Genomic DNA, 26030 nt, shown 5'->3' with positions numbered 1-26030 from the left:
GCCACCGATGAAAATCCCTTCCGCAGAATTCGTCGCCCCAAAGGACGACAACACCCGGCTGCAGAACCTGTGCGGGCCGCTCGACGAAAACCTGCGCCAGATCGAGCAGGCGCTGGACGTGAACATCCAGCGCCGCGGCCACCGCATGACGGTGCGCGGCGGCAACGCGCAGGACGCCGCGATGGCGCTGGAGCGCTTCTACAACCAGGCGCGCACACCGCTGTCGATCGACGACGTGCAGCTGGGCCTGGTGGAAACACGCCAGCTGTCCGCCCACGGCAGCTACCTGCCCGGCAACGCCGACGATGTCGAGGAGCGCGAAATCGGCGACGAATCGCCGGTGCTGCACACCCGCCGCGCCGGACTGCAGGGCCGCACCGTGGCGCAGCGCGACTACCTGCGCAATATCCTGTCGCACGACCTGACGCTGGGTGTCGGGCCGGCCGGCACCGGCAAGACCTACCTAGCGGTGGCGTGCGCGGTCGATGCGCTGGAGCGCGACGCGGTCAAGCGCATCGTGCTGACGCGCCCGGCGGTGGAAGCCGGCGAGCGCCTGGGCTTCCTGCCCGGCGACCTGGCGCAGAAGGTCGATCCTTACCTGCGTCCGTTGTACGACGCGCTGTACGACCTGCTCGGCTTCGACCGCACGCAGAAGATGTTCGAGCGGCAGATGATCGAGATCGCGCCGCTGGCCTATATGCGCGGGCGCACGCTGAACCACGCCTTCATCATCCTGGACGAGGCGCAGAACACCACGCCCGAGCAGATGAAGATGTTCCTCACGCGCATCGGCTTCGGCTCCAGGGCCGTGATCACCGGCGACATCACCCAGATCGACCTGCCCCGCGGGCAGAAGAGCGGCCTGGTGGAAGCGCAGCACGTGCTGCGCGACGTGCGCGGCATCGCCAGCACCCGCTTTACCAGCATCGATGTGGTGCGCCATCCGCTGGTGGCGCGCATCGTCGATGCCTATGACGAATACCACGCCCAGCACAAGGACGCGTAATTGAAACCCCAGAAATCCAAGTCTTCCGGCGTCAGCCTGACCCTGTTCGATAACGAAGGCCGCGCGCGCAAGAGCGCCGCGCACGCGCTGCGCGTGCAGCTGCCCGACGGCCGCAGCCTGACGCTGGACCTGTCGCAGGCCGCCGACGGCGTGGTGGCGCTGCTGGCCGAGCACACCGACACCGGCCAGCAGGCCGGCCTGCTGGTGCGCCCGGACAACCACGACGCGCTATCGGTGGCCGTGACCGCCACGCCGCTGACCACCACCACCGGCACCCCGGCCACGCCGCCGGCGCTGGAACTGGATGTGCAGCACGGCGACGGCGTCGGCAAGGGCGACAGCCTGCCGGCGCGCCGCAAGATCGAAACCTGGGTCAAGTCCGCGCTGTACGCCGATGCGGCGCTGACCATCCGCTTTGTCGGCGAGGAAGAAGGCCGCACGCTGAACCGCACCTATCGCGGCAAGGACTACGCCACCAACGTGCTGACCTTTGCCTATGCCGAGAACGAGGCCGACCCGGTCACCGGCGATATCGTGCTGTGCTGCCCGGTAGTGGAAGCCGAGGCGCGCGAGCAGCGCAAGCCGCTGGAGGCGCACTATGCCCACCTGATCGTGCACGGCGTGCTGCACGCCCAGGGCTACGAGCACGAAGAAGACGCCGAGGCCGAGGAAATGGAAGCGATCGAGACCGAGACGCTGCAGTCCCTGGGCTACGCCGACCCTTACCGGGCAGACGGCGCCGCCTGAGCCCTGCACAAGCCCGTCCCGTTTCACCGACCATGGCATCATCCCCGCGCAGGCGGGGATCCAGTGGCTTTTCCCCAAAGGGGACGTGAAAGACGCTGGATTCCCGCCTGCGCGGGAATGACATCGGGCCTTGAAAGGCTGACGACGCCAGACGGGCGCGTCAGAGTGCGTCGCGATGCACGCGACCGTTCCCGCCGTCACGGGACGGTCAGTCTTTTAGTGTATCCTTCAGACGATCTCCACCACGCGCTCGCCGCGAAATGAACGACCCTTATCCCAGTTCGAAGCCCGCTTACCTGAAGCAGGCCGATCGGCCCCGATCGCTTCTCGAACGCCTGTCAGACCTGATTTCCCCCGAGCCGGACACCCGCGCGGAATTGCTCGAAGTGCTGCAGGAAGCGCATGAGCGCAACCTGATCGATGCTGACTCGCTGTCGATGATCGAGGGCGTATTCCAGGTCTCCGAACTGACCGCCGGCGACATCATGGTGCCGCGCGCGCAGATGGATACGGTCAATATCGCGGACGCCCCGGAGGCATTCATCCCCTTCATGCAGCAGACCGCGCACTCGCGCTTCCCGGTCTACGAAGGCAGCCGCGACAACATCATCGGCATCCTGCTCGCCAAGGACCTGCTGCGCTACTACACCGATCCCGCCTTCGACCTGCGCGAGACCCTGCGCCCGGCGGTGTTCATCCCCGAATCCAAACGCCTGAACATCCTGCTGCGCGAGTTCCGCATCAACCGCAACCATATCGCCATGGTGGTCGACGAATACGGCGGCGTGGCCGGGCTGGTGACGATCGAGGACGTGCTGGAGCAGATCGTGGGCGATATCGAGGATGAATTCGACCTGGACGAAGACCAGGACAACATCCTGCCGATGCCCGACGGCAGCTGGCGCGTGCACGGCCTGACCGAGATCGCGCAGTTCAACGAGGCTTTCGGCACCGCGTTCTCCGATCACGATGTCGACACTGTGGGCGGGCTGCTGTCCAACCACGTGGGCCACGTGCCCCACCGCGGCGAAATCATCACGCTGCCGCCGATCCGCTTCGAGGTGCTGCGCGCCGACGCGCGGCAGGTGCACCTGCTGCAGGTGCACCGCGAATCCAACGGCGACAACGCGGGCGCGGCCGGCGCATGAAGCGTTCCGCCCCGATCCTCAACGGCGCCGCCGCTGCCGACGCCGGCTCGACGGGCGCGCGTGGCACGCGCGCGCACTCGCGCACAGCGGCCATGGCGCGGCTGCTGCTGGCCGGCGTGCTCGGCATCGCCCATACGCAAGCCTTTGCCCCGCGTGACTGGTGGTGGCTGCAGATCCTGTCGCTGGCCGGCCTGGCCGCGCTGATGGCCGATGCGCCGCGCGCGCGCGCGGCCGCCGCCGCGGGCTATGCCTTCGGGCTGGGCTGGTTCCTGTCCGGGATCTGGTGGCTCTATATCAGCATGCATGTCTACGGCGAGATGCCGGCATGGATGGCAGCCCTGGCCGTGGTGCTGTTCTCGGGCTTCCTGTCGCTCTACCCGGCGCTGGCCGGCGCGCTGTGGCATCGGCTCACGGCGCGCCTGCCCAGGGCCACGCTGATGGCGCCGCTGGCGTTTGGCGCGGCCTGGGGCCTCAGCGAATGGCTGCGCGGCGTGGTGTTCACCGGCTTCCCGTGGCTGTCGGGCGGCTATGCACATACAGACGGCCCGCTCGCGGGCTTCGCCCCGCTGGTCGGCGTGTACGGCATCGGCGCGCTGGCGGCCGCAGTGGCAGCCCTGCTGGCGGCCGCCGTGCGCGGACTGGGCCGCGGCGAACGCGGCCGGGCGCTGGGCGCACTGGCGCTGGCACTGGTGCTGCCCACCGCGGGCGCGGCGCTGGCGCCGCTGGCCTGGACCACGCCCGCCGGCAAGCCGCTCTCGGTGCGGCTGCTGCAAGGCAACGTGGCCCAGGACATCAAGTTCGAGCCGGTCGGCATCCAGCGCTCGATCGAGCTGTACCGCGACATGATCACCGCCGCGCCGGCCGACCTGGTGGTGACGCCCGAAACCGCGTTCCCGGTCATCCTGCAAGACCTGCCGGTCGACGTGGCCGTGGCGGTGCGCGACCACGCGCTGGCCAGCGGCACCACCGTGCTGTTCGGCGCCGCGGGCGCCGATTCGCCGGTCGACTTCACCAACAGCGTGTTCGGCCTCGGCCCGCAAACCGAGCGCCTGTACCGCTATGACAAGCACCACCTGGTGCCGTTCGGCGAATTCATCCCGCTGGGCTTCCGCTGGTTCGTCGACATGATGAAGATGCCGCTGGGCGACTTCCGCCGCGGCGGGCTCGACCAGGCTTCGCTGCCGGTGCGCGGCGTGCGCGTGGCACCCAATATCTGCTACGAAGATCTGTTCGGCGAGGAAATCGCGCAGACGCTGCGCCAGCAGCCGGTGCCGGCCAACGTGCTGGCCAACCTGACCAACCTGGCGTGGTTCGGCGACACCATCGCGCTGGACCAGCACCTGCAGATCTCGCGCATGCGGGCGCTGGAAACGCGCCGGCCGATGCTGCGCTCGACCAATACCGGCATGACCGCGGTGGTGCGCCCGGACGGCTCGGTGCAGCAACGCCTGGCGACCTTCACGGTCGGCACGCTGGCGGCCGAGGTGCAGGGCATGCAGGGGCTGACGCCCTATATCCGCTGGGGCAATGCGCCGGTGCTGGCGCTGTTTGCGCTGGTGCTGGGGATGGCGGCCTGGCGCGTGCGCAAGGTGCGCAGCACAGGCTGAGGGCACTGGGAGAAGCAGGCACCGGACGCGGCGGGATCGCCGCCGCAGGCCCGGTGCCGGTCGTGGCGCGTCAGGTCAGCGCCGGCCGGCTCAGTTCAGCAGCCCGGTCGCCACGGACACGGTGGCCGCGGCGATCATGACCGCGATTGCGACCAGGTAAGGTTTGCGAGAAAGAAGTGCCATGATCCAAAGTCCCCATCAATCATCAGTTACCGACAAACAGCTACCGTTGTGCCTTCGGCAGCCGCCGTGCCCGCCATGCCGGCACGGACTGTCAATCGCAACGCTCTGAAACGGGTTGCTGACTCGTACTGTATACAAAAACGTTATCGGCCAGCAGCGGCCAGACCTGAAATCGGCCTCAGTATTTTCCCGATGCGTTGCGCAGGACCGACATCGCCGGACCTCCTCCGGCATCGGTGCGTGCCCTATCCGGCCCCGGCAAACGGGGCGTCCCGCCAAAAAGCCGATAGAATTCAGGGTTTGGCAAAATCCGCATGCGGCGGCTCCGGCACGCGCTGCGCGGCCTGCATGCCGGGGCGGGCGCGACCCCGCCCGGTGCCTCTACCTAGTCTTCATATGCTGACCTTCCAACAAATGATTCTGACCCTGCAGGCCTACTGGGACCGGCAGGGCTGCGCGCTGTTGCAACCCATCGATCTGGAGGTCGGCGCCGGCACTTCCCACGTACACACCTTCCTGCGCGCGATCGGCCCGGAGCCCTGGCGCGCCGCCTACGTGCAGCCGTCGCGCCGCCCCAAGGACGGCCGCTACGGCGAGAACCCCAACCGCCTGCAGCATTACTACCAGTACCAGGTGGTGCTCAAGCCCGCGCCGGAAAACATCCTGGAGCTGTACCTGGGCTCGCTCGAGGCGCTCGGCCTGGACCTGAAGCAGAACGACATCCGCTTTGTCGAGGACGACTGGGAGAACCCCACGCTGGGCGCCTGGGGCCTGGGCTGGGAAGTCTGGCTCAACGGCATGGAAGTGACGCAGTTCACCTACTTCCAGCAGGTCGGCGGCATCGACTGCAAGCCCATCACCGGCGAGATCACCTACGGCATCGAACGGCTGGCGATGTACCTGCAGAAGGTCGAAAACGTCTACGACCTGGTCTGGACCGAGTGGGTCGAGAACGGCGAGACGCGCCGCCTGACCTACGGCGACGTGTACCACCAGAACGAAGTCGAGCAGTCCACCTACAACTTCGAGCACAGCAACACCGAAATCCTGTTCCGCCATTTCGCCGAGCACGAAGGCGAGGCCAAGCGCCTGATGGGCAATGGGGACGGCGCCGACGAAGGCCAGCCTGCCGGCACGCGCCTGGCGCTGCCCGCCTATGAGCAGGTGCTCAAGGCCGCCCACACCTTCAACCTGCTTGATGCGCGCGGCGCAATCTCGGTGACCGAGCGCGCGGCGTATATCGGCCGCATCCGCAACCTGTCGCGCCAGGTGGCGCAGGCCTACTATGATTCGCGCGCAGCCCTGGGCTTCCCGATGTGCGGCAATAGCGGCGGAGCCCGGGCATGACGCTGCTGGCGCGCAGCGCGCAGTGCTGCGCCATGGCCCTCGCCGCGCTGGCCGTGGCGGGCAACGCCATCGGCGCGCGTGTGCAGGCGGCGCCCAGCGCGCAGGCGCTGATACTGCCGGCCGAACTGAGCAACGTGTGCGAGGCCGACCCGCAGGCGCTGCAGCAGGCTATGGCGCGCCAATGGCGCCCGTCGCTGAACGCGCTCGACCAGTGGGCGCAGCTGGTGCGCTCGTTCTCGTGCGACCTGTCCGGCCAGCGCGACCTGGGCTGGCACCGCGTGCCGCTGCGCGCCTATGAAAGCGCGATCCGCTACCCGCTGACCTGGGTGGAGATGGAAACCCAGAACGGCCGCACCCGCCGCACGGTCAAGACGTACTATGCGGCCGCGCAGCTGCCGCCCAAGATCGATTTCTGGGTGGGCGGGCGCATCGACGAGATCCGCTACGACAAGCGCCTGCGCCGCATCGACGCGCGCTTCCCGGCTGCGGGCAGCCGCGGCGGCAGCAACGGCGCGGCCAGCGCCGCGGCGGCCGCGCAGTGCGCCTACACCACGCTGCAATTCCGGCAACAGAACGGCCTGTGGCTGCTGTCCGGAGTGGAACCTAATCTTTCGCCGCGCTGCTCGTAAGCGGCGCGCGCCACAACCTGTTGGATACGATTCATGTCGCAACCCATGACCGACTCGCTGCTGATCGAACTGTTCACCGAAGAGCTGCCCCCCAAGGCGCTGGCGCGCCTGGGCGACGCCTTCGCGCAGGGCCTGTTCGCCGGCCTGGGCGAGCGCGACCTGCTTGAGCCGGGCGCTGCCGTGACGCCGTTCGCGACCCCGCGCCGCCTGGCCGCGCTGGTATCCGGCGTGCGCCGCAGCGCGCCGGACCGCGAGCAGCGCGAAAAGGTCCTGCCGCTGTCGGTGGCACTGGACGCCAACGGCGAGCCCACCGCGCCGATGGCCAAGAAGCTGGCCGCGCTGGCCAAGTCGGTCGGCGTCGCCGAGATCGACTGGCAGTCGCTGGAGCGTGCCTCCGACGGCAAGGCCGAGGCCTTCTTCTTCCGCTACACCGCGCGCGGCGCCGAACTGGCCGCCGGGCTGCAGGCAGCGCTGGAAGACACCATCGCGAAGCTGCCGATTCCCAAGGTCATGACCTACCAGCGCCCGGACGGCAGCACGGTGCAATTCGTGCGGCCGGCGCACAGCCTGATCGCACTGTTCGGCGCCGAGATCCTGCCGGTGACGCTGCTGGGGCTGCAGGCCAGCAACCTGACCCAGGGCCACCGCTTCCTGTCGCGTGGCGCGATCGAGATCGCGCACGCCAACGACTACGCGCAGCAGCTGGAGTCCGCCGGCCGCGTGGTCGCCAGCTATGCCGAGCGCCGCGAGCGCATGCGCACCGCGCTGCTCAAGGAAGCCGGCGCCGACCAGGTGATCATGCCCGAGTCGCTGCTCGATGAAGTCAATTCGCTGGTGGAATGGCCGGTGGTCTACGCCTGCCATTTCGAAGAGGCCTTCCTGGCGGTGCCGCAGGAATGCCTGATCCTGACCATGCAGACCAACCAGAAGTACTTCGCGCTGACCGATGCCGGCGGCCACCTGCGCAACCGCTTCCTGATCGTGTCGAACCTGGCCACCGAGACGCCGCAGTCCATCATCACCGGCAACGAGCGCGTGGTGCGCCCGCGCCTGGCCGACGCCAAGTTCTTCTTCGACCAGGACCGCAAGAAGACGCTGGCCTCGCGCGTGCCGCAGCTGGCCGGCGTGGTCTACCACAACAAGATCGGCACCCAGCTGGACCGCGTGCAGCGCCTGCAGCAGATTGCCGGCCATATCGCCGATGCGCTCAATGCCGCCGGCGTGCCCACCGACAAGGCCGCCGCGATGCGCGGCGCCGAACTGGCCAAGGCCGACCTGCTGACCGACATGGTGGGCGAGTTCCCCGAGTTGCAGGGCACCATGGGCACGTACTATGCCCGCCACGACGATGAAGCCGAGGACGTGGCGCTGGCCTGCTCCGAACACTACCGTCCGCGCTTTGCCGGCGACGCGCTGCCCGCCGGCGCGGTCAGCACCGCCGTGGCGCTGGCCGACAAGCTCGAAACACTGGTCGGGATCTGGGGCATCGGCCTGCAGCCCACCGGCGAGAAGGACCCGTTCGCGCTGCGCCGCCACGCGCTGGGCATCCTGCGCATGCTGATCGAGAAGCCGCTGGCCCTGCCGCTCTCGTCGCTGCTGGCGCTGACGCAGCAGGCCTTTGCCGGCGTCGCCGCGGTCAAGCCGGCGCCCGAGGCAATCATCGACTTCCTGTACGACCGCGTGCGCGGCTACCTGAAGGACAAGGGCTACACCACCAATGAGGTCGAGGCCGTGGTCAGCCTGCGCCCGGACACGCTGCACGACATCCTGGGCCGCATGGAAGCGGTGCGCACCTTTGCCGCGCTGCCCGAGGCCGAGGCCCTGGCCGCCGCCAACAAGCGCATCACCAACATCCTGCGCAAAAACTCCGAGCCGCTCGGCACGGTCGCTCCGGCGCTGTTCCAGGAAGCGGCCGAAGGCGCGCTGCACGCCGCCATCGAGCGCGTGCGCCCCGCCGTGGAAGCGGCCTTCGCCAGCGGCGACTTCACCGCCGCCCTGCGCGACCTGGCCCAGCTGCGCGACGCCGTCGACCGCTTCTTCAACGACGTGATGGTGATGGCCGAGGACGCGCAGCTGCGCGCCAACCGCCTGGCGCTGCTGGCCTCGCTGCATGCGCTGGCCAACCGCGTGGCCGACATCTCCAAGCTGGCCGCCTGAGCGCCGCCCGCAGCCATACACGGAGCCGCACATGCCGCAGACGCCGCCCAAGTTTGTCATCCTGGACCGCGACGGGGTGGTCAACCTCGACAGCGACCAGTTCATCAAGACCCCCGACGAGTGGGTGCCGATCGACGGCAGCCTGGAAGCCATCGCCGCGCTGAACCAGGCGGGCTACCGCGTGGTCATCGCCAGCAACCAGTCCGGCATCGGCCGGGGCCTGTTCGAGATGAGCGCGCTCAACGCCATGCACGAGAAGATGCACACTTCGCTCGCGCGCGTGGGCGGGCGCGTCGATGCGGTGTTTTTTTGCCCGCACACCGCCGCGGACGGCTGCGAGTGCCGCAAGCCCAAGCCGGGCATGCTGGAGCAGATCAGCGAGCGCTTCGGCATCGAGCTGCGCGGCGTGCCGATCGTTGGCGATTCGCTGCGCGACCTTGAAGCCGGCGTGGCGGTCGGCTGCGCGCCGCACCTGGTGCGCAGCGGCAAGGGCCCGAAGACGCTCGACAAGGGCGGCCTGCCGCCCGGCACGCAAGTGCACGACGACCTGCGCGCGTTTGCGCGCTGGCTGACCGGCAACGGCGGCGGGCAGCGCCCGCCTGCCCAGAGCGCCCACGGCGCCGGCTGACCCCCGCCTCCATTTCCTGTTCGCGCCCCCCGCATGATGTTCCTCCGTTCCCTGTTGTTCGCGCTGTACCTGCTGGTGCTGACGCCGCCGTACGCCTGTGCCTGCTTCCTGGTGTTCCCGTTCATGAATGCCGACCAGCGCTTCCGCTTTGTGCGCGGCTGGCCGTGGCTGGTGATCTGGGCCGCGCGCGGCATCTGCGGCATCCGGTACCGCATCCAGGGCCATGAGCACATGGACGGCATGCTCGACAAGCCGGTGGTGCTGCTGTCCAAGCACCAGTCGGCCTGGGAAACCGTGGCCTACGTGGCGCTGATGCCCAAGCCGCTGTGCTTCGTGTTCAAGCGCGAACTGCTGCTGGTGCCGTTCTTCGGCTGGGCGCTGGGCATGCTGAAGATGGTCCATATCAACCGCAAGGAAGGCATCCGCGCCTTTGCCTCGGCCGCGCGCCAGGGCCGCGATCGGCTCGCCGAAGGCGCCTGGATCATCATGTTCCCGGAAGGCACGCGCACGCCGTCGGGCCTGGTCAAGACGCGCTACAAGAGCGGGGGCGCGCGCCTGGCGGTGGAAACCGGCGCCTGGGTGCTGCCGATGGCGGTCAACTCGGGCCGGGTGTGGCCGCGCAATTCGTTCCTGAAGTATCCGGGCATGGTCACGATCTCGGTCGGCCCGCCGATCGCGTCGGCCAACAAGACGGCCGACCAGCTCAACCAGGAGGTGGCGGACTGGATCGAACGGGACATGCGCCGCATCGACCCCGACAGCTACCGGACCGCGCCTCGGAGTGGGCCGGCCGCATGAAGCTGCTGCGACCCACCACCGACGCCGACGGCGCGCAGCTGGAACTGCCGCTGGCCGAGTCCACCCAGGCGCCGCAGCCCGCGGCGCCCCTGGCACAGGAACCGCCGGAACAGCCCGCCTGGCCGGTGCCGCAGCCCAACGCGCGCCTGCTGCATATCGGCGAACGGCCGCTGCACTACACGCTCAAGCGCTCGGCGCGCCGCACCATCGGCTTCACCATCGACGACCGCGGCCTGTCGATCACGGCGCCGCGCTGGGTCACGCTGGCCGACATCGAATCAGCCATCCTGGAAAAACAGCGCTGGATCTTCAACAAGATGGGCGAGTGGCGCCACCGTGAGTCGCGCCGCATCCTGCCCACGGTGCAATGGCGCGACGGCGCCAGCCTGCCCTTCCTGGGCCAGCCGCTGACGTTGTCGCTGGAGTCGCCGATCGGCGCGCTGCTGTTCGATGCCGACCGGCGCGTGCTGCACCTGGCGCTGCCGGGCCATGCCGACGAGCAGCAGATCAAGGACCGGGTGCAGGGCTGGCTGCAGCAGCAAGCGCGCCGGCTGCTGGCCGAGCGGCTGGACCTCTATGCAGAGAAGCTGGGCGTGCGCCACACCGGCTTTGCGCTGACCTCGGCCGCCACGCGCTGGGGCAGCTGCACCGCCGACGGCAAGATCCGGCTGAACTGGCGCCTGATGCATTTCCCGCTGTCGATGATCGACTATGTCGCCGCGCACGAACTGGCACACCTGAAGGAAATGAACCACGGCCCGCGCTTCTGGCAAGCCGTGGAATCGATCTTCCCCGAGTTCCGCGACGCCCGTGCCCAACTGCGCGCGCACCCGCCCGAGCTGTTGCCGACATTCTGAGGGCCGGGAGCGCGCCGGTAGGTTTCGGCCAAAGGCACTAAAATGGCGCCTTCGAATACCTACAACGGTTGAAGGCCCTCAAATGCGACTCCTCCACACCATGCTGCGCGTCGGCGACATGCAGCGCTCCATCGATTTCTACACCCGCGTGCTCGGCATGCAACTGCTGCGCGAGAGCGACAACCCCGAGTACAAGTACCGCCTCGCCTTCGTCGGCTACGGCCCCGAGAGCGAAACCGCAGTGCTGGAGCTGACCTACAACTACGGCGTCGACCAGTATGACCTGGGCACGGCCTATGGCCATATCGCGCTGGAAACCAGCGACGCCGCGGCCGCCTGCGAACGCATCCGCGCCGCCGGCGGCAAGGTCACGCGCGAGGCCGGCCCGGTCAAGGGCGGCACCACCGTGATCGCCTTTGTCGAAGACCCGGACGGCTACAAGATCGAACTGATCGAGCGCCATTCCACCCGCGACGCCAGCCGTCCCTGACGCACGATCACGGTGAGCACGCAAACCCTGACCCGGCAGCCGCTCGACGGCGTCGCCGCGGGCATGATGGTGGTGCTGTGCGCCGCCTGGGGGCTGCAACAGGTGGTGATCAAGGTGACCGCGCCATTGATGGGTGCGGTGCTGCAGGCCGGCGTGCGCTCGGCAGTGGCGGCGCTGCTGGTGTTCGGCTTTGCCGCCTGGCGCGGCACGCCGCTGTGGCGGCGCGACGGCACGCTGAACGCCGGCTTGCTGGCCGGGCTGCTGTTCGGCGCGGAGTTCTTCTGCATTTTCGTCGGCCTGGGGCACACCACGGCCTCGCGCATGGCGGTGTTCCTGTACACCGCGCCGATCTTCACCGCGCTGGGACTGCATTGCGTAGTGCCGGGCGAACGGCTGCACACCGGGCAATGGCTGGGCGTGGCACTCGCGTTCGCGGGGATGGCGCTGGCCTTTGCCGATGGCATTGCCGCGCCGTCGGCGCACGGCAGCACGCTGCCGGGCGATGCGCTCGGCATCCTCGCCGGCGCGCTGTGGGCCGCCACCACCGTGGTGGTGCGCGCCAGCCCGCTGGCCAGCGCCCCGGCCAGCAAGACGCTGCTTTACCAGCTGGCGGTGTCGGCAGTGATGCTGCTGGCGATGGCCATCGCCGCCGGCCAGACCGTCACCGTGCGCATCGACGGGGTGGTGCTGGCGAGCCTGTTCTACCAGTCGGTGCTGATCGCGTTTGCCAGCTACCTGACCTGGTTCTGGCTGTTGCAGCGCTACCTGGCGTCGCGGCTGTCGGTGTTTTCCTTCCTGACGCCGCTGTTCGGGGTCGCCTTCGGCGTGGTGCTGATGCACGACGCAGTGGGCCCGCGCTTTGCCGTGGCGGCCGTGCTGGTGCTGGCGGGGATCGTGCTGGTCAACCGCCGCGCCTGAGCGGCGCGGCTAGTGCAATGCGGCGGCGGCCGGGAGCCGCCGCTTCGTGACACTCAGCGGCGTGCCTCGAACGAGAACATCCCCAGCGCGTCGCGCACCTCATCCAGCGTCTGCTGGGTCAGCGTGCGCGCCTTCGCGGTGCCCTGGCGCAGGATGTCGAACACATAGTCCGGATCCTTGGCCAGTTCTTCGCGGCGTGCACGGATCGGGGCCAGCATGTCCTGCAGGACGCCCTCGATGCGGCGCTTGAGCACCATGTCGCCCAGGCCGCCCTTCTGGTAGTGCTCCTTCAGCGCCTTGACTTCCTCGGTGTTCGGATCGAAGGCATCCAGGTAGGTGAACACCACGTTGCCCTCGACCTGGCCCGGGTCCGACACGCGCAAGTGGTTGGGGTCGGTGTACATGCTGTGCACCGCGGCCTTGATCTGCTCGGGCGAGGCGCCCAGCGCGATCGCGTTGCCCAGCGACTTGCTCATCTTGGCCTTGCCGTCCACGCCCGGCAGGCGGCCGAACTCGGGAATCAGGGCCTTGCACTCGGGCAGCACTTCGCGGCCGACCTGGTGGTTGATGCGGCGCACGATCTCGTTGGTCTGCTCGATCAGCGGCGCCTGGTCTTCGCCCACCGGCACGACATGGGCCTTGAACGCGGTGATATCCGCAGCCTGCGACGCCGGGTAGCACAGGAAGCCGGCCGGGATGTCGCGGCCGAAGCCACGGGCCTGGATTTCGTCTTTGATGGTCGGGTTGCGCTCAAGCCGCGCCACCGTGACGAAGTTCAGGTACATCAGCGTCAGTTCGGCCAGCGCCGGGAGGTGCGACTGCACGGTGATGGTGGTCTTGGCCGGATCGATCCCCACGGCCAGGTAGTCCAGCGCCACCTCCAGCACGTTGCGGCGCACCTTGTCGGGATCGTGCGCATTGTCGGTCATGGCCTGGGTGTCGGCCAGCAGCACGAATTGCTCATGCGATTCCTGCAGCGCCACGCGGCTCTTCAGCGAGCCGACATAGTGGCCGAGGTGCAGCGGGCCGGTGGGACGGTCGCCGGTCAGGATCACGGGACGCCGGTTGGTTTGGGTCTGGGCTGTCATGGGGCGGTCTTGCACGGAAATGGTCGCGGGAGATTCTGGATTCGTCGGAATTCTGGGATTCGGGCTCGGTCAGGCGGCCTGCCCGGACGCCTTGTCGCCCAGGCGCCGGGCCAGCTCGACATACTCGCCGACGGGCACTTCCTCGGCGCGGCGGCCAAGGTCGAAGCCCATCGCGTCAAAGTCGATCTGGTCGCGCAGGAACGACAGCGTATTGCGCAGCACCTTGCGCCGCTGCGAGAACGCCGCGGTGACCACGTCGCCCAGCACGGTGATGTCGCAAGCGGCATGCGGCGAACGCAGCCGGCCATCGCCGTGGCGCGGCCACGGGATCATGCGGACCACGGCGGAATCGACCTTGGGCGGCGGGTTGAAGGCGCCCGGCGGCACATCCAGCACGTGTTCCATGTAATAGCGCACCTGCAGCATGATCGACAGCCGGCCGAAGGCCTTGCTGCCGGGCTCGGCCACCATGCGCTCCACCACCTCCTTCTGCAGCATGAAATGCTGGTCGCGCACGTGGTCGGCGAACTCCATCAGGTGGAACAGCAGCGGGCTGGAAATGTTGTACGGCAGGTTGCCGACGATGCGCAGCGGGCGCCCCGGCACGGCGAGCTTGTCGAAGTCGAACGCGAGCGCATCGCCGGCGTGGACCTGCAGGCGCTCGCCGTAGCGGCGGCGCAGGCGCTCGACCAGGTCGCGGTCCAGCTCAACCACCTGCATCTGCGGGATCCGTTCGAGCAGCGGGTCGGTCAGCGCGCCCAGCCCGGGCCCGATCTCGACCAGCACGTCGTCGGCCTGCGGGCTGATGGCATTGACGATGCCGTGGATGATGGTGTCGTCGACCAGGAAGTTCTGCCCGAATCGTTTGCGGGCCACATGGCCCTGGTGCACGTTTGAACGCATGATTTATTCGTCCGGCTTCAGCCTGGCGGCTGCGTGCCGGAATGGGTGTGGCCGGAATGGCCCGTGGCGCCCTGGCTGCCGTGGCTGCCAGAATGCCGGCCGTTGGCGTGGCCAGCCATGGTAACCGCACTGCGGATGGCCTCGATCATGCTGCCGTGCTCGGCCTGGCCGGTGCCGGCGAGGTCGAGCGCGGTGCCATGGTCCACCGAGGTGCGGATGAAGGGCAGCCCCAGCGTGATGTTCACGCCATGGCCGAAGGTGCCGTATTTCAGCGGCGCCAGCCCCTGGTCATGGTACATCGCCAGCACGCAGTCGGCATCGCGCAGGTGGCGCGGCTGGAACAGCGTGTCGGCCGGAAAGGGCCCGCGCGCGTCGATGCCGGCATCTTTCGCCTGCGCCAGCGCGGGCGTGATGATATCGATCTCTTCGCGGCCCATATGGCCGCTTTCGCCTGCGTGCGGGTTCAGGCCCGTGACCAGGATGCACGGCCGCGCGATGCCGAAGCAGCGGCGCAGGTCAGCATCGATGATCGCCAGCGTCTGCACCAGCAGCGGCACCGACAGCGCATCGGGCACCGCGCGCAGCGGCAGGTGGGTGGTGGCCAGCGCCACGCGCAGCATGGCGTCGCCGTGCGCCGGCTGCGGGCCGGCCAGCATCATCACCACGCGCGGCACGCGGGCGCGCTCGGCCAGGTATTCGGTATGGCCAGTGAAGGGCACGCCGGCGTCGTTGATGGTGCTCTTCTGCACCGGTGCCGTGATCATCGCGGCATACCGGGGCGCGGCCTTGCCCTGCGCCCGGCAGCCGTCGATGGCGGCATCGAGCAGCTTCAGCACATAGGGGCCGTTGCGCGCATCGAGGCGCCCGGCCTCGCACGCCACCGCCAGCGGGATGTCCTCGACGGCCACGTCGCCGTCGGCAATACGCCGCTCCCAGGCGTGCGTGACGCCCAGCGCCGCGGCGCGTTCGGCCAGCAGGCGGGCATCGCCCAGCACATGGAAGCGGTATTGCCCGCCGCCGACGCCATTGTTGGCGCCCGCCAGCTGCAGCAGCGCGCCGATGGTGATATCGGGACCGATGCCGGCGGGTTCTCCGGTCGAAATGGCGAGGGCAAGAGGATCGGGCATGTCAGGTCAGCGGATCGGGGGGCCGGCGCTTCAGCGCTGCCGGTTGATCCGATACTCCACGTACGCCTGCGAACGCAGCTGGCGCACCCAGTCATCATAGGCGGCGCGCAGCTTCTGTTCGCGGACTTCGGCTCGGGCGAAGTCGCGCTGCTTCTCGGGCGACAGCTCGGTCTCGCGGCGGTTCAGCACCTGGATCAGGTGCACGCCGAACTGCGTGACCACCGGTTCCGAGATCTCGTTCGGGCGCAGCCGGCTCATGGCCTGCTCGAACTCGGGCACCAGCTCGCCCGGCGAGACCCAGCCGAGATCGCCGCCGTTCTGCGCCGAACCGTCCTGCGAGAAGCGCTTGGCCGCGTCGGCAAAGTCGCCGCCGTGGGTGATGCGGTCGCGCAGCGTGCCGAGCTGGCGGCGCGCCTCGGCCTCAGGCATGTTGGGGCCGGTGCGGATCAGGATGTGGCGCACCTGGGTCTGGGTGATCTTCGAGGCCGCGGCCGGGCCGGATGCCGGGGCCGCGCGCTTGGCCACCAGCTTGACCACATGGAAGCCGGCGGCGCTCTCCACCACCTGCGGCGCGACCCCGCCGGCCTGCAGGTCGACCACGGCGTTGGCGAACAGCGCCGGCAGGCGGCCGATATCGCGGAAGCCCATCGCGCCGCCCTGGGCCGCTTCGGGGCCTTCGGAATTGGCCTTGGCCAGCTGCGCGAAGTCGGCGCCGCCCTGGGCCTGCTTGAGCAGCTCCTCTGCCTTGGTGCGCAGCGCCTGCTTCTGCGCGTCCGAGGCATTCTCGGGCACGCGCACGAGGATCTGCGCCACGTTGTATTCGGTCGGGCCGCTGGCAGCGCCCTGGCCGCCGCGGGCCGCCAGGTAGTTGTCGATTTCGCCGTCGTAGACCTGCACCTTGGAATCGACCTCGCGCTCGCGCAGGCGGATCACCTGCACCTGCTTGCGCAGCTCGTCGCGGTACTTGGCCCAGGTCATCCCGCTGGCCTCCACGCGGCGGCGCAGATCGGTCGCATTCATCTGGTTCTGCTGCGCCACCGATTCGATGGCGCGGTCGACTTCCTGGTCGGTCACGCGGATGCCGGCATCCTGCGCGGCCTGAGTCTGCACGCGTTCCATCACCAGCCGCTCGAGCACCTCTCCCAGCAGGTCGGCACGCGCGGGCAGCGGACGGCCGGCGGTACGCAGCTGGCCTTCGATCTCGTCGGCGCGGTCGAGCAGCTCGCGCCGCGTGATCACGCTGTTATTCACCACCGCCACCACCTCATCGACCAGCTGCGAACGCTTCTGGCCGTCGGCCTGCGGCACACCCAGCTTGGGCTGGCTTGACGGCGCCGTGACGTCAGACGCCTGCGGCACGAAGATGCCGCTGGTGCGCGGCCCCCCGGGCGCCTTGAGTTGTGCGGCGGCGGGCACCGTCATCGCGGCCAGCACGGCCGGCAGCAGCAGGCGGTGCCAGGACGTCAGCAAACAGGAAAACACGGCGAATTCTTGACGTTTCATCGTAATCCGTCATTCATAGTGATCGAACTGGGTGGTCGGCACCGGCCTGGCGGACACGGGCTCGTAGCCCGGCACGTTCAGCCGGAGGATATCCAGCGGGTTGGAACCGATCTTGGAAAGGCCACGGAACTCCACCTGCAGGAAGATCCGCCCGGTGTAGCCCTGCGTGGTGTTGCGGTAGCGCTGGTAGACCACGCGGCCGACCCAGCAGTCCGCGGCGTACTCGACGCCGGCCAGCGCGTCGACCATCTGGTTGGCGTTCATGTCAAAGGCGAAGCGCGCGAGGCCATAGGCACGGCGCGTGATCGGCCATTGGCTCGACAGCTCGAACTGGTCGATCGCGGTATTGTCGGTCACCGAGGTCGCGCGCCGGTAGCGGTAGCCCACATTGAAGACCTTGCGCGGCCCGGGGCGGTATGAAAATGCCACGTTGCCGTAGTTGACCCGGTCAGTGTCCGGGTTGTACTGCACGCCAGCGTCCAGATAATAGCCCCGGAACATCTGGATGGTGGTGGCAGCCAGCAGGTCCGAGGAACCTGCCTTGGGGTCCGCCAGCGTGCCGTTGATCTGCACGCGCTGGCCAGTGAAGTCGTAGCGCTGCGCGAGGGTGCCGCGAAAGCGCTCGATGCCGGTATCGGCCTCGATCAGGCGCGTGGTCACGCCGCCGGTCAGCTTGTTGTTGTCGGCGACACGGTCATAGCCCGAGAACGGATTCTCGCTAAATATCGTTCCATAGCCGAAATCCGCCTGCACCGTATCGAACAGCGGAAACTGGCTCTGATCCCGGAATGGCGTGTACACGTAGAACAGGCGCGGCTCCAGCGTCTGCACGTAATTCACCCCGAACAGGCGGCTGACGGTCGGCGCTTCGCGCTCGAAGGTCATGCCCGAGTCCAGGCTGACGGTCGGGATCGCGCGCGAAAAATTGTCCTGCCCCGTGGGCGTGTTGGAGGCCGACTCCATCTGGTACTGCGCCGCGTTGAAGATGACCTTTGGCGTCACATACCAGCCTGCCCGCACGATCGGGTAGCTGATGGTCGGCTGGATATACATGCGCTCGCCCTGCGGCTGCTGGAAGCCGGTGGACGTCAGCGGAACGCGGAAGCGCGTGTAGTCCGCTTCCACCTGCACATCGAAACCGCCCAGGTCATAGCGGATGTACTTGCCGTTGAGCTGCGGCACACGCTCGTAGGACGGTTCGCTGGGGCGCAACGTCTGGAACTTCTGCACTCGCGCCAGCAGCGTGAAATCCTGCCAGTTGTAGGTGACGCCGCCCTCCTGCGTGTACTGCCGCAGCGTCGACTGCGACACGCTGCGGGTGAAGTCGTCCGGGTACTGGTTGTCCGACACCCGGCTCACGTTCAGATAGGCATTGAGCCCCTTGGCCAGGTTCTGGTTGTGCTGGATCGAGTAGGCCCAGCGGTCCGTGTTGGTCTTCTTGTCGTTCGGCAGGAACTCGGCGCGCAGCCGCCCATAGTAGCCCTGGCCCAGGTAACGGTACTCGCCGCCGAGCTGCACGCCGCGCTCGGTCATCACGCGCGGATACAGGGTCAGGTCGCGGTTCGGCGCGATATTGACGTAGTACGGCGTGGTCAGGTCGAAGCCCGAACGCGAGCCGTAGCCCATCAGCGGCGAGAGGAAGCCGCTGCGGCGTTCAGCGTTCAGCGGAAAGCTGAACGCCGGCGCTGCCGCGATCGGCACGCCGAAGAAATTGAGCACGCCGCCGTAGGCCACGCCCACCTGGCGGTCGCTGTCCAGGTCGATCCGGTTCGCGCTGAAGTACCAGTCGGCATTGTCGGGCGAGCAGGTGGTGTACGACGCGTGCCTGGCGGTGCTGCGATCCTTGTCCAGGAAATCGATGCGCTCGGCCTTGCCGGTGCCGCCGGTCTGCTCGAAGTAATAGTCCGGCGACAGCATGTAGCCTTCATTGGCCTCGACCCTGAGCCGCGCCTCGGGGCCGACCGCCAGCGTGCCGCTGCGCGACATGCGCACGTTGCCCTGCGCGAAGGCCTCGTCGGAGTCCTGGTCGTAGGTCAGCTTGTCGCCCTTGACCACGCCGCCGTCGCGGCGCAGTTCGGCATGGCCTTCCAGTTCGACGCCGCGCTCGTTGTAGCCGGTCATGCGGTCGCCCTCGATGAAGGTGGGGGCGTCGGGATTGGATTCGCCCTTCCTGGCGGGCTCGGCAAGGCGCGGCACCAGCTCGCCGGATTCCACCGGCAGTGGCGGCGTTTGCGGTGCGGCTTCGAACACAGGCTCGACCCGGTCGAGGTCGGGGATCGCCGAGCCGGACATCTGCGCATGGGCGCCGGCCGACAGGCCGGCCATGGCCAGCACCAGCGGCCGCAGCGCGCCCGCGTGCAGGCCGCCGGCGCGCCTGGCTCGGGCCGGAACGCTGGTGGGGGCAGGCGAAGGCAAGGCCCTGTTGTTCGGTGATCGTCGTTGTTCGGTCATTCGCGCGGGTTGTCAGTCTCGGCGTCGGCTGCGGCTCGCCTGCAAGCCGCCAGTCTCCGCCGAGGCAGGCTGCGGGGCAACGAGGGCCCCTCCCGGAGGCCGCCCGGCGCCCGGGTCTGGTCGGGTATTATACGGGGCAACCCGGGGTGCTCTTCCCGCTTACTTCCGGTTTCATTTACGGGTTTCATTTTCGTTCCGCTCCGCGCCCCTTCCCCACACGTACCTGTATGGCAGCTCTCCCCCACGACCCGCGCCTGGACCAGCTCAAGGCCTGGGTGTCCGGACTTGGACCGGCATGGTCCGCCGACCCCGATTCCTGCGCCCCGGCCTCGGCCGATGCCAGCTTCCGGCGCTATTTCCGCGTTCGCACCGGCCACCCGGCGCATTCCACCGCCATCGTGATGGACGCCCCGCCCGCGCACGAGGACTGCCGCCCCTTCATCCATGTGTGCGCGCTGTTCGGCGCCGCTGGCGTGACCGTGCCGACGGTGCTGGCGCAAGACCTGGACCAGGGCTTCCTGCTGCTGGCCGACCTTGGCAACCAGACCTACCTGTCGCGGCTGGATGATGCCACCGCCCACGGCATGTATGCCGACGCGGCCGCCGCGCTGGTCCGCATCCAGGCCGCCACGCGCCCCGGCGAACTGCCCGCCTACGACCGCGCGCTGCTGCAGCGCGAGCTCGACCTGTTCCCGCAGTGGTATGTGGCCAAGCACCTGGGTGCGACCTTGACCGACGCCCAGCAGGCCGACCTGCGGGAAGTGACGGAAACGCTGCTTGCCAACAACCTGGCGCAGCCCCAGGTCTACGTGCACCGCGACTTCCACTCGCGCAACCTGATGGTGCTCGACGGCACCGCCAATCCGGGCGTGCTGGACTTCCAGGATGCGGTGATCGGCCCGATCACCTACGACGCAGTCTCGCTGTGGCGCGATGCCTATATCGAATGGGATGAAGAGCAACAGCTGGACTGGCTGATCCGGTATTGGGAACGCGCGCGCAAGGCCGGGCTGCCGGTCAACGCCGACTTCGGCGAGTTCTACCGCGACTTCGAGTGGATGGGCCTGCAGCGCCACCTCAAGGTGCTGGGCATCTTTGCCCGCCTGTACCACCGCGACGGCAAGGACGGCTACCTGGCCAACCTGCCGCTGGTCATGAAGTACACGCGCCAGGTGGCCGGCCGCTATACCGAACTGCGCAAGCTGATCCGGCTGCTGGACGCGCTCGAGGGCGTGGCCAGCCCGGCCGGCTATACGTTCTGACCATGTCCGGCGACGCCCCCGCTCCGCACGGCAACGATGCGCCCGCCATCACCGCCGCCGGCGAATGGCTGGCCGGCGCGCGCGCGCTCGCGCCGATGCTGCTGGGCGTGGTGCCGTTCGGCCTGATCTACGGCGTGCTGGCCGTTGGTGCAGGCATGCCCGCGTGGCTGGCCTGTGCGATGAGCGCGATCGTGTTCGGCGGCGCCTCGCAGATGATCCTGACGCAGCTGTGGACCGCCGGCACTCCGGCGGTCGTGATCACGCTGACCGTGGCCATGGTCAACCTGCGCCACGCGCTGTATTCCGCCACCATCGCGCCCACGCTGGCGCACCTGCCGCGGCGCTGGAAAGCGCTGATCGCCTACCTGCTGACCGACGAGGCCTTTGCCGCGATGACGCACCGGCTGGGTGACAGCGGCCCGCGCGCCCGCTACCGCCACTGGTATTACTTCGGCGGCGGCTTCGCGCTGTGGGCCAGCTGGCAGCTGTCGACACTGGCCGGCGTGATGGTCGGCGCCCAGGTGCCGCGCGACTGGCCGCTGGACTTCTTCCTGCCGCTGACCTTCATCGGCATCATCGTGCCGGGCCTCAGGCACCGCTCGCACGTCGCCGCGGCGCTGGCTGCCAGCGTGCTGGCGGTGGTCTGCTACAGCCTGCCGCACAAGCTCGGCCTGATGGTGGCGGCGCTGGGCGGCATTGCCGCGGGCATGCTGGTGCTGGGGCGCGGCAACCGGCCCGGACCCCGCGCGGCCAGCCATGCCGGCAAGCCGGGTACGGTCGGCAAGGAGACCGCATGAATGCCATGACCCTGCTCTGGGTCTTCCTGGCCGCGGGCCTGGCGACCTTCCTGATCCGGCTGTCGTTCATCGCCGTCGAAGGCCGCGTGCGCCTGCCGCCCTGGTTCCGCACTGCGCTGCAGTTCGTGCCCGCAGCGATGCTGTCGGCACTGATCGCCCCTGACCTGCTGATGCAGCATGGCGAACTCGCCCTGACCCCAACCAACGCAAGGCTGGTGGCCGGCGTGGTCGCCATCCTGATCGCCGCGCGAACCCGCAGCGTGGGCTGGACCATTGCCGGCGGCATGGCCACGCTGCTTGCCCTGGAGGCTCTCTTCCGATGAAGGCCATGATCTTCGCCGCCGGCCGCGGCGACCGCATGCGTCCGCTGACCGACACCTGTCCCAAGCCGCTGCTGGCGGTCGGCGGCAAGCCGCTGATCGTCTGGAAGATCGAGGCGCTGGCGCGGGCCGGCCTGCGCGACATCGTCATCAACCATGCCTGGCTGGGCGGACAGATCGAAGCCGCTCTGGGAGATGGCAGCCGCTTCGGCGTGCGGCTGGCCTATTCTGCCGAGGGCACTGCGCTGGAAACCGCCGGCGGCATAGCACAGGCCCTGCCGCTGCTGTCCGCGCACCCGGAGCGCGGCGAGATCTTCCTGGCCGTGTCGGGCGACATTTTCTGCGACTACGACTTCCGCCGGCTGTTGCCTCGCGCGCACGGCATGGCCGGCGCGCCTGCCCCGCGCATGCACCTGGTGATGGTGCCCAACCCGGATTTTCACCCGAACGGCGACTTCACCCTGGAACCGAACGGCCTGCTGACGCTTGACGGGATTCTGGCCAACGGTGGCGAACGGCTGACATTCGGCAATATCGGCCTGTACGACACACGCCTCTTCACCGCCATCGAACCTGGCACCAAAATGCCGATGACACCCTACTACTGGGAGGCCATCGAGGCCGGCGCCGCTACCGGCGAACGCTTCGACGGACGCTGGGAGAACGTGGGCACGCCGGCGCAGCTGGCCGAGCTGGATTCGGCGCTTGCGGCAGCAGCGCCTGTGGCGGCGCACGGGCGCTAAGTCGACTGACTGGGCAGGCTGGCAAGGCGCCCGGAAGATCCCGCGGCCAGCAAGGCGCCAGCGGCGGTAGAATCGCCCTGATCCCCCTCATCCCAGACCCCACCATGTCCGCACCCGACAACGCCCTCCTCGCCGCCTGCCGCGACCGCCGCGCCCGTGTGCTGCAGCACCTGCGCGCCGGCGGCGGTGGCGTGGCGATCCTGCCCACGGCGCCGGAAGCCATGCGCAACCGCGACAGCGACTACCCGTACCGGCACGACAGCTATTTCTATTACCTGAGCGGCTTCACCGAACCTGAAGCGGTGCTGGTGCTGGTGGCCGGCGCGCCCGGCGATCCCGCCGAGGCCGACCGCAGCATCCTGTTCTGCCGCCCCAAGCATGAAGAACGCGAAATCTGGGACGGCTTCCGCTTTGGCCCGGAAGGCGCCCGCGCGGCATTTGGTTTCGACGAAGCGCATTCGGTCGAAGAGATCGACGCTGCGCTGCCGCCGCTGCTGGCCAACCGCGTGCAGTTGGCGTACCCGCTGGCCGATTCGACCCGCACCGACATGCAGATGCGCCGCTGGCTCGACGCCGTGCGCATGCAGGGCCGTGCCGGCGTGGCCGCGCCGTCGGTCGCCATCGACATCCGCACGCTGCTCGATGAAATGCGGCTGTTCAAGGACGCGGGCGAACTGGCCACCATGCGCCACGCGGCGGCGATTTCAGCTGGTGCCCACGTGCGCGCGATGCAGGCCACCCGCGCCGGCCTGCGCGAATATCACCTGGAAGCGGAACTGCTCTATGAATTCCGCCGCCATGGCGCGCAGAGCGTGGCCTACAACTCGATCGTCGCGGCCGGCCCCAACGCCTGCGTGCTGCACTACCGGGCCGGCCCCGCCGAACTGAAGGACGGCGACCTGTGCCTGATCGATGCCGGCTGCGAGTTCGACGGCTACGCCTCGGACATCACCCGCACCTTCCCGGTCTCGGGCCGCTTCTCGCCGGCGCAGCGCGAGCTGTACGACCTGGTGGTGGCGGCGCAGGATGCCGCCATCGCCGAGACCCGCGCCGGCGTGCCCTACAACGTGCCGCATGACGCCGCCGTGCGCGTGCTGGCGCAGGGCATGCTCGATACCGGCCTGCTCGACCGCAACAAGGAGGGCACGCTCGACGACGTGCTGGCCAGCGGCAGCTACCGCCGCTTCTACATGCACCGTACCGGCCACTGGCTCGGCATGGATGTGCATGATGTCGGCGAATACCGCGTCTCTGGCCACAACGGCGAAGGCGAGCGTCCGTGGCGCCCGCTGCAAGCGGGCATGGTGCTGACCATCGAACCCGGCATCTACGTGCGCCCGGCCGAGGACGTGCCCGAGCGCTACTGGCATATCGGCATCCGCATCGAGGATGACGCCGTCGTCACCGATGGCGACTGCGAGCTGATCACGCGCGGCGTGCCGGTGCTGGCCGACGAGATCGAAGCGCTGATGCGCGACCACGCAACCGCGGCCGGAGGTCTGCGATGATCGGCTGGCTGCGCAGGATCTTTCCGGGCCAGGCCCGCGCCGGCAGCAATGCCGGCAACACCCGCCGCCCCGATCCGTCCGAACCCTTCATCATCAACCTGTACGACGACCGCGTGGTGGTGCACCGCCCCGACGGCCAGCGCGAGGAGCTCGCCTGGGACGCGCTCGAGCGCGTGGTGGTGCGCGTGTCCGACCGCGCGCCCTGGGCCGGCACGGCCTGGCTGATCCTGATCGGCACGCCCGACTCGGGCCAGGGCTGCGTGGTGCCGCTCGACGCGGCCAACCATGCGGCACTGGTGGAGCGGCTGCGCGCGCTGCCGGGCTTCAACGACCAGAAGCTCGACAATGCGCTGCGCGACGCCGCGGCAGGCAAGTCGCGCTCGGATGCGATCTGCTGGAAGCGGGGCGCGCAAGCACAACCGGGGACCGATGGGGAGCCTGCTGGAGGCAGCGACGATGCCGGCCGTGCCGCCTGATTTCCAGGGCCTTCGCGATATCGCCATCGTCGGCGGCGGGCCGGTCGGGCTGGCGCTGGCCTGCCAGCTGCTGCGCACGACCGGCGGGCGCCTCACGCTGGTCGATGCCGCCACCCCGGCGCGCGCCGCGCGCGATCCGCGCGCAATAGCGCTGTCGCACGGCAGCCGCCAGCTGCTGGAGCAGATCGGCGCCTGGCCGGTGCCGGGCAGCCCGATCGAGCATATCCATGTTTCGCAGCGCGGCCGCTTCGGCCATGTCCGGCTGCACCATGACGACTACGACGTGCCGGCGCTCGGCTATGTGGTGCGCTACGGCGAGCTGTGCAACGTGCTGGAGCGCGCGCTCGCCCACGCCGCGCAGGGCGCTGGCGATGACCGGCTGCGGCGCGTGTTCGAAACCCGAATCGATCAGATCGAACAGGATCCGTCGCCGCGCGGTGCCGGCGAGGCCGATACGGGTATCGTGCACCTGAGCGGTACCGGCCATGACGACCAGCCGGCGCACCTTGCCGCGCGGGTGGTGGTGCAGGCGGAGGGCGGGCTGTTCCATGAACAGGCCAGGCACCAGGGCAGTGGCGCGCGCACGCGCGACTACCGCCAGACCGCCGTGATTGCCCATGTCACCTGCTCACGCCCGCAACCGGGCTGGGCGTGGGAACGCTTTACCGAGGAAGGCCCGCTGGCGCTGCTGCCACACGAAGTTCATGGTGCGGCGGGCTATGCGCTGGTGTGGTGCTGCCCGCCGGACGAGGCGGCGCGGCGCATTGCGCTGCCGGAAGCGGAGTTCGCCGTGGAACTGGGCCGCGCTTTCGGCGACCGCATGGGCCAGTTCACGCTGGCGGGCAAGCGCCATGCCTTCCCGCTGGGCCTGAATGCCGCGCCGGTGACGGTCAACGGCCGCGTGGTCGCGGTCGGCAATGCCGCGCAGACACTGCACCCGGTGGCCGGGCAGGGACTCAACCTGGGCCTGCGCGATGCCTTTGCGCTGGCCGACTCGCTGCGCAGCGCGTGCACGCCGCAGGCGCTGCAGGCCTTCGCCAGCCGGCATCGCGTGGACCGCGCCGTGACCATCGGCGTCACCGACCTGCTGCCGCGCGTGTTCGGGATTTCCTATCCGCTGGCGGCCCATGCCCGCGGGGCGTCGCTGGCCGCGCTGGCCTGCCTGCCGCCGCTGCGGCACGCGCTGGCGCGCCACATGATGTTCGGCATGCGCCGCTAACCGCCACCTGCGCTCGGCCAGTGGCGCTTGCGCCACTGGCTGCATCCCAATGCGCCGAGGATGCTCAAATCTTGGGCAACCGGGCACGATTGGCGGTAGAATCCTGCCCTCGCACATG

24 protein-coding genes are annotated in these 26030 nt (G+C 68.9%); 19 read left to right on the top strand and 5 right to left on the bottom strand.

Annotation, left to right across the window (positions count from 1 at the left end):
- The first annotated feature begins 7 nt into the window (after positions 1 to 7).
- The 12 genes from ACREYQ_RS02740 (at position 8) to ACREYQ_RS02685 (ending at position 12515) form a co-directional block, all read left to right on the top strand.
- Entirely contained in the window at positions 8 to 1006 is a 999-nt protein-coding gene (locus ACREYQ_RS02740) for a PhoH family protein (protein ID WP_432259268.1), read from the top strand.
- Positions 1007 to 1753, top strand: coding sequence for an rRNA maturation RNase YbeY (gene ybeY, locus ACREYQ_RS02735; RefSeq protein WP_432259267.1), 747 nt, complete (start codon positions 1007 to 1009; stop codon positions 1751 to 1753). It abuts the gene before it with no gap.
- 260 nt (positions 1754 to 2013) lie between these two features.
- A complete protein-coding gene (locus ACREYQ_RS02730) occupies positions 2014 to 2901 on the top strand; it encodes an HlyC/CorC family transporter (protein WP_432259266.1) in 888 nt (295 codons plus the stop codon).
- On the top strand, positions 2898 to 4508 hold the full coding sequence (gene lnt / locus ACREYQ_RS02725; RefSeq protein ID WP_432259265.1) for an apolipoprotein N-acyltransferase: 1611 nt from the start codon (positions 2898 to 2900) through the stop codon (positions 4506 to 4508). Before ACREYQ_RS02730 ends, lnt begins: the two co-directional genes overlap by 4 nt.
- A 579-nt stretch (positions 4509 to 5087) precedes the next feature.
- On the top strand, positions 5088 to 6038 hold the full coding sequence (glyQ, locus tag ACREYQ_RS02720; protein WP_432259264.1) for a glycine--tRNA ligase subunit alpha: 951 nt from the start codon (positions 5088 to 5090) through the stop codon (positions 6036 to 6038).
- Entirely contained in the window at positions 6035 to 6667 is a 633-nt protein-coding gene (locus ACREYQ_RS02715) for a hypothetical protein (RefSeq protein WP_432259263.1), read from the top strand. The genes glyQ and ACREYQ_RS02715 overlap by 4 nt, the downstream gene beginning before the upstream one ends.
- A 33-nt stretch (positions 6668 to 6700) precedes the next feature.
- Complete coding sequence (gene glyS / locus ACREYQ_RS02710) at positions 6701 to 8824, top strand: glycine--tRNA ligase subunit beta (RefSeq protein ID WP_432259262.1); 2124 nt, start codon at positions 6701 to 6703, stop codon at positions 8822 to 8824.
- Between the two features lie 31 nt (positions 8825 to 8855).
- Positions 8856 to 9452, top strand: a complete 597-nt coding sequence (gene gmhB / locus ACREYQ_RS02705) for a D-glycero-beta-D-manno-heptose 1,7-bisphosphate 7-phosphatase (RefSeq protein WP_432259261.1) — start codon at positions 8856 to 8858, stop codon at positions 9450 to 9452.
- 33 nt (positions 9453 to 9485) lie between these two features.
- Complete coding sequence (locus ACREYQ_RS02700) at positions 9486 to 10250, top strand: lysophospholipid acyltransferase family protein (protein WP_432259260.1); 765 nt, start codon at positions 9486 to 9488, stop codon at positions 10248 to 10250.
- Positions 10247 to 11107, top strand: a complete 861-nt coding sequence (locus tag ACREYQ_RS02695) for a M48 family metallopeptidase (RefSeq protein WP_432259259.1) — start codon at positions 10247 to 10249, stop codon at positions 11105 to 11107. Before ACREYQ_RS02700 ends, ACREYQ_RS02695 begins: the two co-directional genes overlap by 4 nt.
- 82 nt (positions 11108 to 11189) lie before the next feature.
- The gene (gene gloA / locus ACREYQ_RS02690) at positions 11190 to 11597 is read left to right on the top strand and encodes a lactoylglutathione lyase (RefSeq protein ID WP_432259258.1); all 408 of its coding nucleotides are present in this window, start codon (positions 11190 to 11192) and stop codon (positions 11595 to 11597) included.
- A 63-nt stretch (positions 11598 to 11660) separates the two neighbouring features.
- Positions 11661 to 12515 carry a DMT family transporter gene (locus ACREYQ_RS02685; RefSeq protein WP_432260348.1) on the top strand — a complete coding sequence of 285 codons (855 nt, stop codon included), beginning with the start codon at positions 11661 to 11663 and terminating at the stop codon, positions 12513 to 12515.
- A 53-nt stretch (positions 12516 to 12568) separates the two neighbouring features.
- On the opposite strand, the gene trpS is transcribed toward ACREYQ_RS02685, so the two are convergent.
- From trpS to ACREYQ_RS02660, 5 genes are all read right to left on the bottom strand, one after another.
- Positions 12569 to 13603 carry a tryptophan--tRNA ligase gene (trpS, locus tag ACREYQ_RS02680; RefSeq protein WP_432259257.1) on the bottom strand — a complete coding sequence of 345 codons (1035 nt, stop codon included), beginning with the start codon at positions 13601 to 13603 and terminating at the stop codon, positions 12569 to 12571.
- Between the two features lie 69 nt (positions 13604 to 13672).
- Complete coding sequence (gene rsmA, locus ACREYQ_RS02675) at positions 13673 to 14506, bottom strand: 16S rRNA (adenine(1518)-N(6)/adenine(1519)-N(6))-dimethyltransferase RsmA (protein WP_432259256.1); 834 nt, start codon at positions 14504 to 14506, stop codon at positions 13673 to 13675.
- Between the two features lie 17 nt (positions 14507 to 14523).
- Entirely contained in the window at positions 14524 to 15633 is a 1110-nt protein-coding gene (gene pdxA / locus ACREYQ_RS02670; RefSeq protein WP_432259255.1) for a 4-hydroxythreonine-4-phosphate dehydrogenase PdxA, read from the bottom strand.
- A 30-nt stretch (positions 15634 to 15663) separates the two neighbouring features.
- Positions 15664 to 17136: a peptidylprolyl isomerase gene (locus ACREYQ_RS02665; protein WP_432259254.1), complete on the bottom strand. Its 1473-nt coding sequence runs from the start codon at positions 17134 to 17136 to the stop codon at positions 15664 to 15666.
- Positions 17137 to 17145: 9 nt separating this feature from the next.
- Positions 17146 to 19587 (bottom strand): LPS-assembly protein LptD, encoded by a 2442-nt coding sequence (locus tag ACREYQ_RS02660; RefSeq protein WP_432259253.1) that lies wholly within the window; start codon positions 19585 to 19587, stop codon positions 17146 to 17148.
- Between the two features lie 227 nt (positions 19588 to 19814).
- On the opposite strand from ACREYQ_RS02660, the gene ACREYQ_RS02655 reads away from it, so the two are divergent.
- The 7 genes from ACREYQ_RS02655 (at position 19815) to ACREYQ_RS02625 (ending at position 25912) form a co-directional block, all read left to right on the top strand.
- Positions 19815 to 20849 carry an aminoglycoside phosphotransferase family protein gene (locus ACREYQ_RS02655; protein WP_432259252.1) on the top strand — a complete coding sequence of 345 codons (1035 nt, stop codon included), beginning with the start codon at positions 19815 to 19817 and terminating at the stop codon, positions 20847 to 20849.
- Between the two features lie 2 nt (positions 20850 to 20851).
- A complete protein-coding gene (locus tag ACREYQ_RS02650) occupies positions 20852 to 21646 on the top strand; it encodes an AzlC family ABC transporter permease (protein WP_432259251.1) in 795 nt (264 codons plus the stop codon).
- A complete protein-coding gene (locus ACREYQ_RS02645) occupies positions 21643 to 21969 on the top strand; it encodes an AzlD domain-containing protein (protein ID WP_432259250.1) in 327 nt (108 codons plus the stop codon). Before ACREYQ_RS02650 ends, ACREYQ_RS02645 begins: the two co-directional genes overlap by 4 nt.
- On the top strand, positions 21966 to 22709 hold the full coding sequence (gene murU, locus ACREYQ_RS02640; RefSeq protein WP_432259249.1) for an N-acetylmuramate alpha-1-phosphate uridylyltransferase MurU: 744 nt from the start codon (positions 21966 to 21968) through the stop codon (positions 22707 to 22709). The genes ACREYQ_RS02645 and murU overlap by 4 nt, the downstream gene beginning before the upstream one ends.
- Positions 22710 to 22813: 104 nt before the next feature.
- Positions 22814 to 24217 carry an aminopeptidase P N-terminal domain-containing protein gene (locus ACREYQ_RS02635; protein ID WP_432259248.1) on the top strand — a complete coding sequence of 468 codons (1404 nt, stop codon included), beginning with the start codon at positions 22814 to 22816 and terminating at the stop codon, positions 24215 to 24217.
- Complete coding sequence (locus ACREYQ_RS02630) at positions 24214 to 24693, top strand: hypothetical protein (RefSeq protein ID WP_432259247.1); 480 nt, start codon at positions 24214 to 24216, stop codon at positions 24691 to 24693. The genes ACREYQ_RS02635 and ACREYQ_RS02630 overlap by 4 nt, the downstream gene beginning before the upstream one ends.
- Complete coding sequence (locus ACREYQ_RS02625; protein WP_432260347.1) at positions 24674 to 25912, top strand: UbiH/UbiF/VisC/COQ6 family ubiquinone biosynthesis hydroxylase; 1239 nt, start codon at positions 24674 to 24676, stop codon at positions 25910 to 25912. Before ACREYQ_RS02630 ends, ACREYQ_RS02625 begins: the two co-directional genes overlap by 20 nt.
- The last annotated feature ends 118 nt before the right edge of the window (positions 25913 to 26030 follow it).

The organism is Cupriavidus sp. TMH.W2, assembly GCF_050847365.1.
Lineage (GTDB): Bacteria > Pseudomonadota > Gammaproteobacteria > Burkholderiales > Burkholderiaceae > Cupriavidus.
The sequence above is the reverse complement of the archived record's forward strand: the minus strand, read 5'-3'. Positions and strand labels throughout refer to the sequence as shown.

Excerpts from the sequence above, each read along its gene's own strand:
- trpS (WP_432259257.1), bottom strand. The coding sequence starts at position 13,603 with ATGACAGCCCAGACCCAAACCAACCGGCGTCCCGTGATCCTGACCGGC.
- rsmA (WP_432259256.1), bottom strand. The coding sequence starts at position 14,506 with ATGCGTTCAAACGTGCACCAGGGCCATGTGGCCCGCAAACGATTCGGG.
- glyS (WP_432259262.1), top strand. The coding sequence starts at position 6,701 with ATGTCGCAACCCATGACCGACTCGCTGCTGATCGAACTGTTCACCGAA.
- murU (WP_432259249.1), top strand. The coding sequence starts at position 21,966 with ATGAAGGCCATGATCTTCGCCGCCGGCCGCGGCGACCGCATGCGTCCG.
- ACREYQ_RS02695 (WP_432259259.1), top strand. The coding sequence starts at position 10,247 with ATGAAGCTGCTGCGACCCACCACCGACGCCGACGGCGCGCAGCTGGAA.
- ACREYQ_RS02635 (WP_432259248.1), top strand. The coding sequence starts at position 22,814 with ATGTCCGCACCCGACAACGCCCTCCTCGCCGCCTGCCGCGACCGCCGC.
- ACREYQ_RS02650 (WP_432259251.1), top strand. The coding sequence starts at position 20,852 with ATGTCCGGCGACGCCCCCGCTCCGCACGGCAACGATGCGCCCGCCATC.
- ACREYQ_RS02715 (WP_432259263.1), top strand. The coding sequence starts at position 6,035 with ATGACGCTGCTGGCGCGCAGCGCGCAGTGCTGCGCCATGGCCCTCGCC.
- ACREYQ_RS02655 (WP_432259252.1), top strand. The coding sequence starts at position 19,815 with ATGGCAGCTCTCCCCCACGACCCGCGCCTGGACCAGCTCAAGGCCTGG.
- glyQ (WP_432259264.1), top strand. The coding sequence starts at position 5,088 with ATGCTGACCTTCCAACAAATGATTCTGACCCTGCAGGCCTACTGGGAC.
- gmhB (WP_432259261.1), top strand. The coding sequence starts at position 8,856 with ATGCCGCAGACGCCGCCCAAGTTTGTCATCCTGGACCGCGACGGGGTG.
- ACREYQ_RS02630 (WP_432259247.1), top strand. The coding sequence starts at position 24,214 with ATGATCGGCTGGCTGCGCAGGATCTTTCCGGGCCAGGCCCGCGCCGGC.
- ACREYQ_RS02665 (WP_432259254.1), bottom strand. The coding sequence starts at position 17,136 with ATGAAACGTCAAGAATTCGCCGTGTTTTCCTGTTTGCTGACGTCCTGG.
- ACREYQ_RS02660 (WP_432259253.1), bottom strand. The coding sequence starts at position 19,587 with ATGACCGAACAACGACGATCACCGAACAACAGGGCCTTGCCTTCGCCT.
- ACREYQ_RS02740 (WP_432259268.1), top strand. The coding sequence starts at position 8 with ATGAAAATCCCTTCCGCAGAATTCGTCGCCCCAAAGGACGACAACACC.
- gloA (WP_432259258.1), top strand. The coding sequence starts at position 11,190 with ATGCGACTCCTCCACACCATGCTGCGCGTCGGCGACATGCAGCGCTCC.
- ACREYQ_RS02700 (WP_432259260.1), top strand. The coding sequence starts at position 9,486 with ATGATGTTCCTCCGTTCCCTGTTGTTCGCGCTGTACCTGCTGGTGCTG.
- pdxA (WP_432259255.1), bottom strand. The coding sequence starts at position 15,633 with ATGCCCGATCCTCTTGCCCTCGCCATTTCGACCGGAGAACCCGCCGGC.
- ACREYQ_RS02645 (WP_432259250.1), top strand. The coding sequence starts at position 21,643 with ATGAATGCCATGACCCTGCTCTGGGTCTTCCTGGCCGCGGGCCTGGCG.
- ACREYQ_RS02730 (WP_432259266.1), top strand. The coding sequence starts at position 2,014 with ATGAACGACCCTTATCCCAGTTCGAAGCCCGCTTACCTGAAGCAGGCC.
- ACREYQ_RS02625 (WP_432260347.1), top strand. The coding sequence starts at position 24,674 with ATGCCGGCCGTGCCGCCTGATTTCCAGGGCCTTCGCGATATCGCCATC.
- lnt (WP_432259265.1), top strand. The coding sequence starts at position 2,898 with ATGAAGCGTTCCGCCCCGATCCTCAACGGCGCCGCCGCTGCCGACGCC.
- ACREYQ_RS02685 (WP_432260348.1), top strand. The coding sequence starts at position 11,661 with ATGATGGTGGTGCTGTGCGCCGCCTGGGGGCTGCAACAGGTGGTGATC.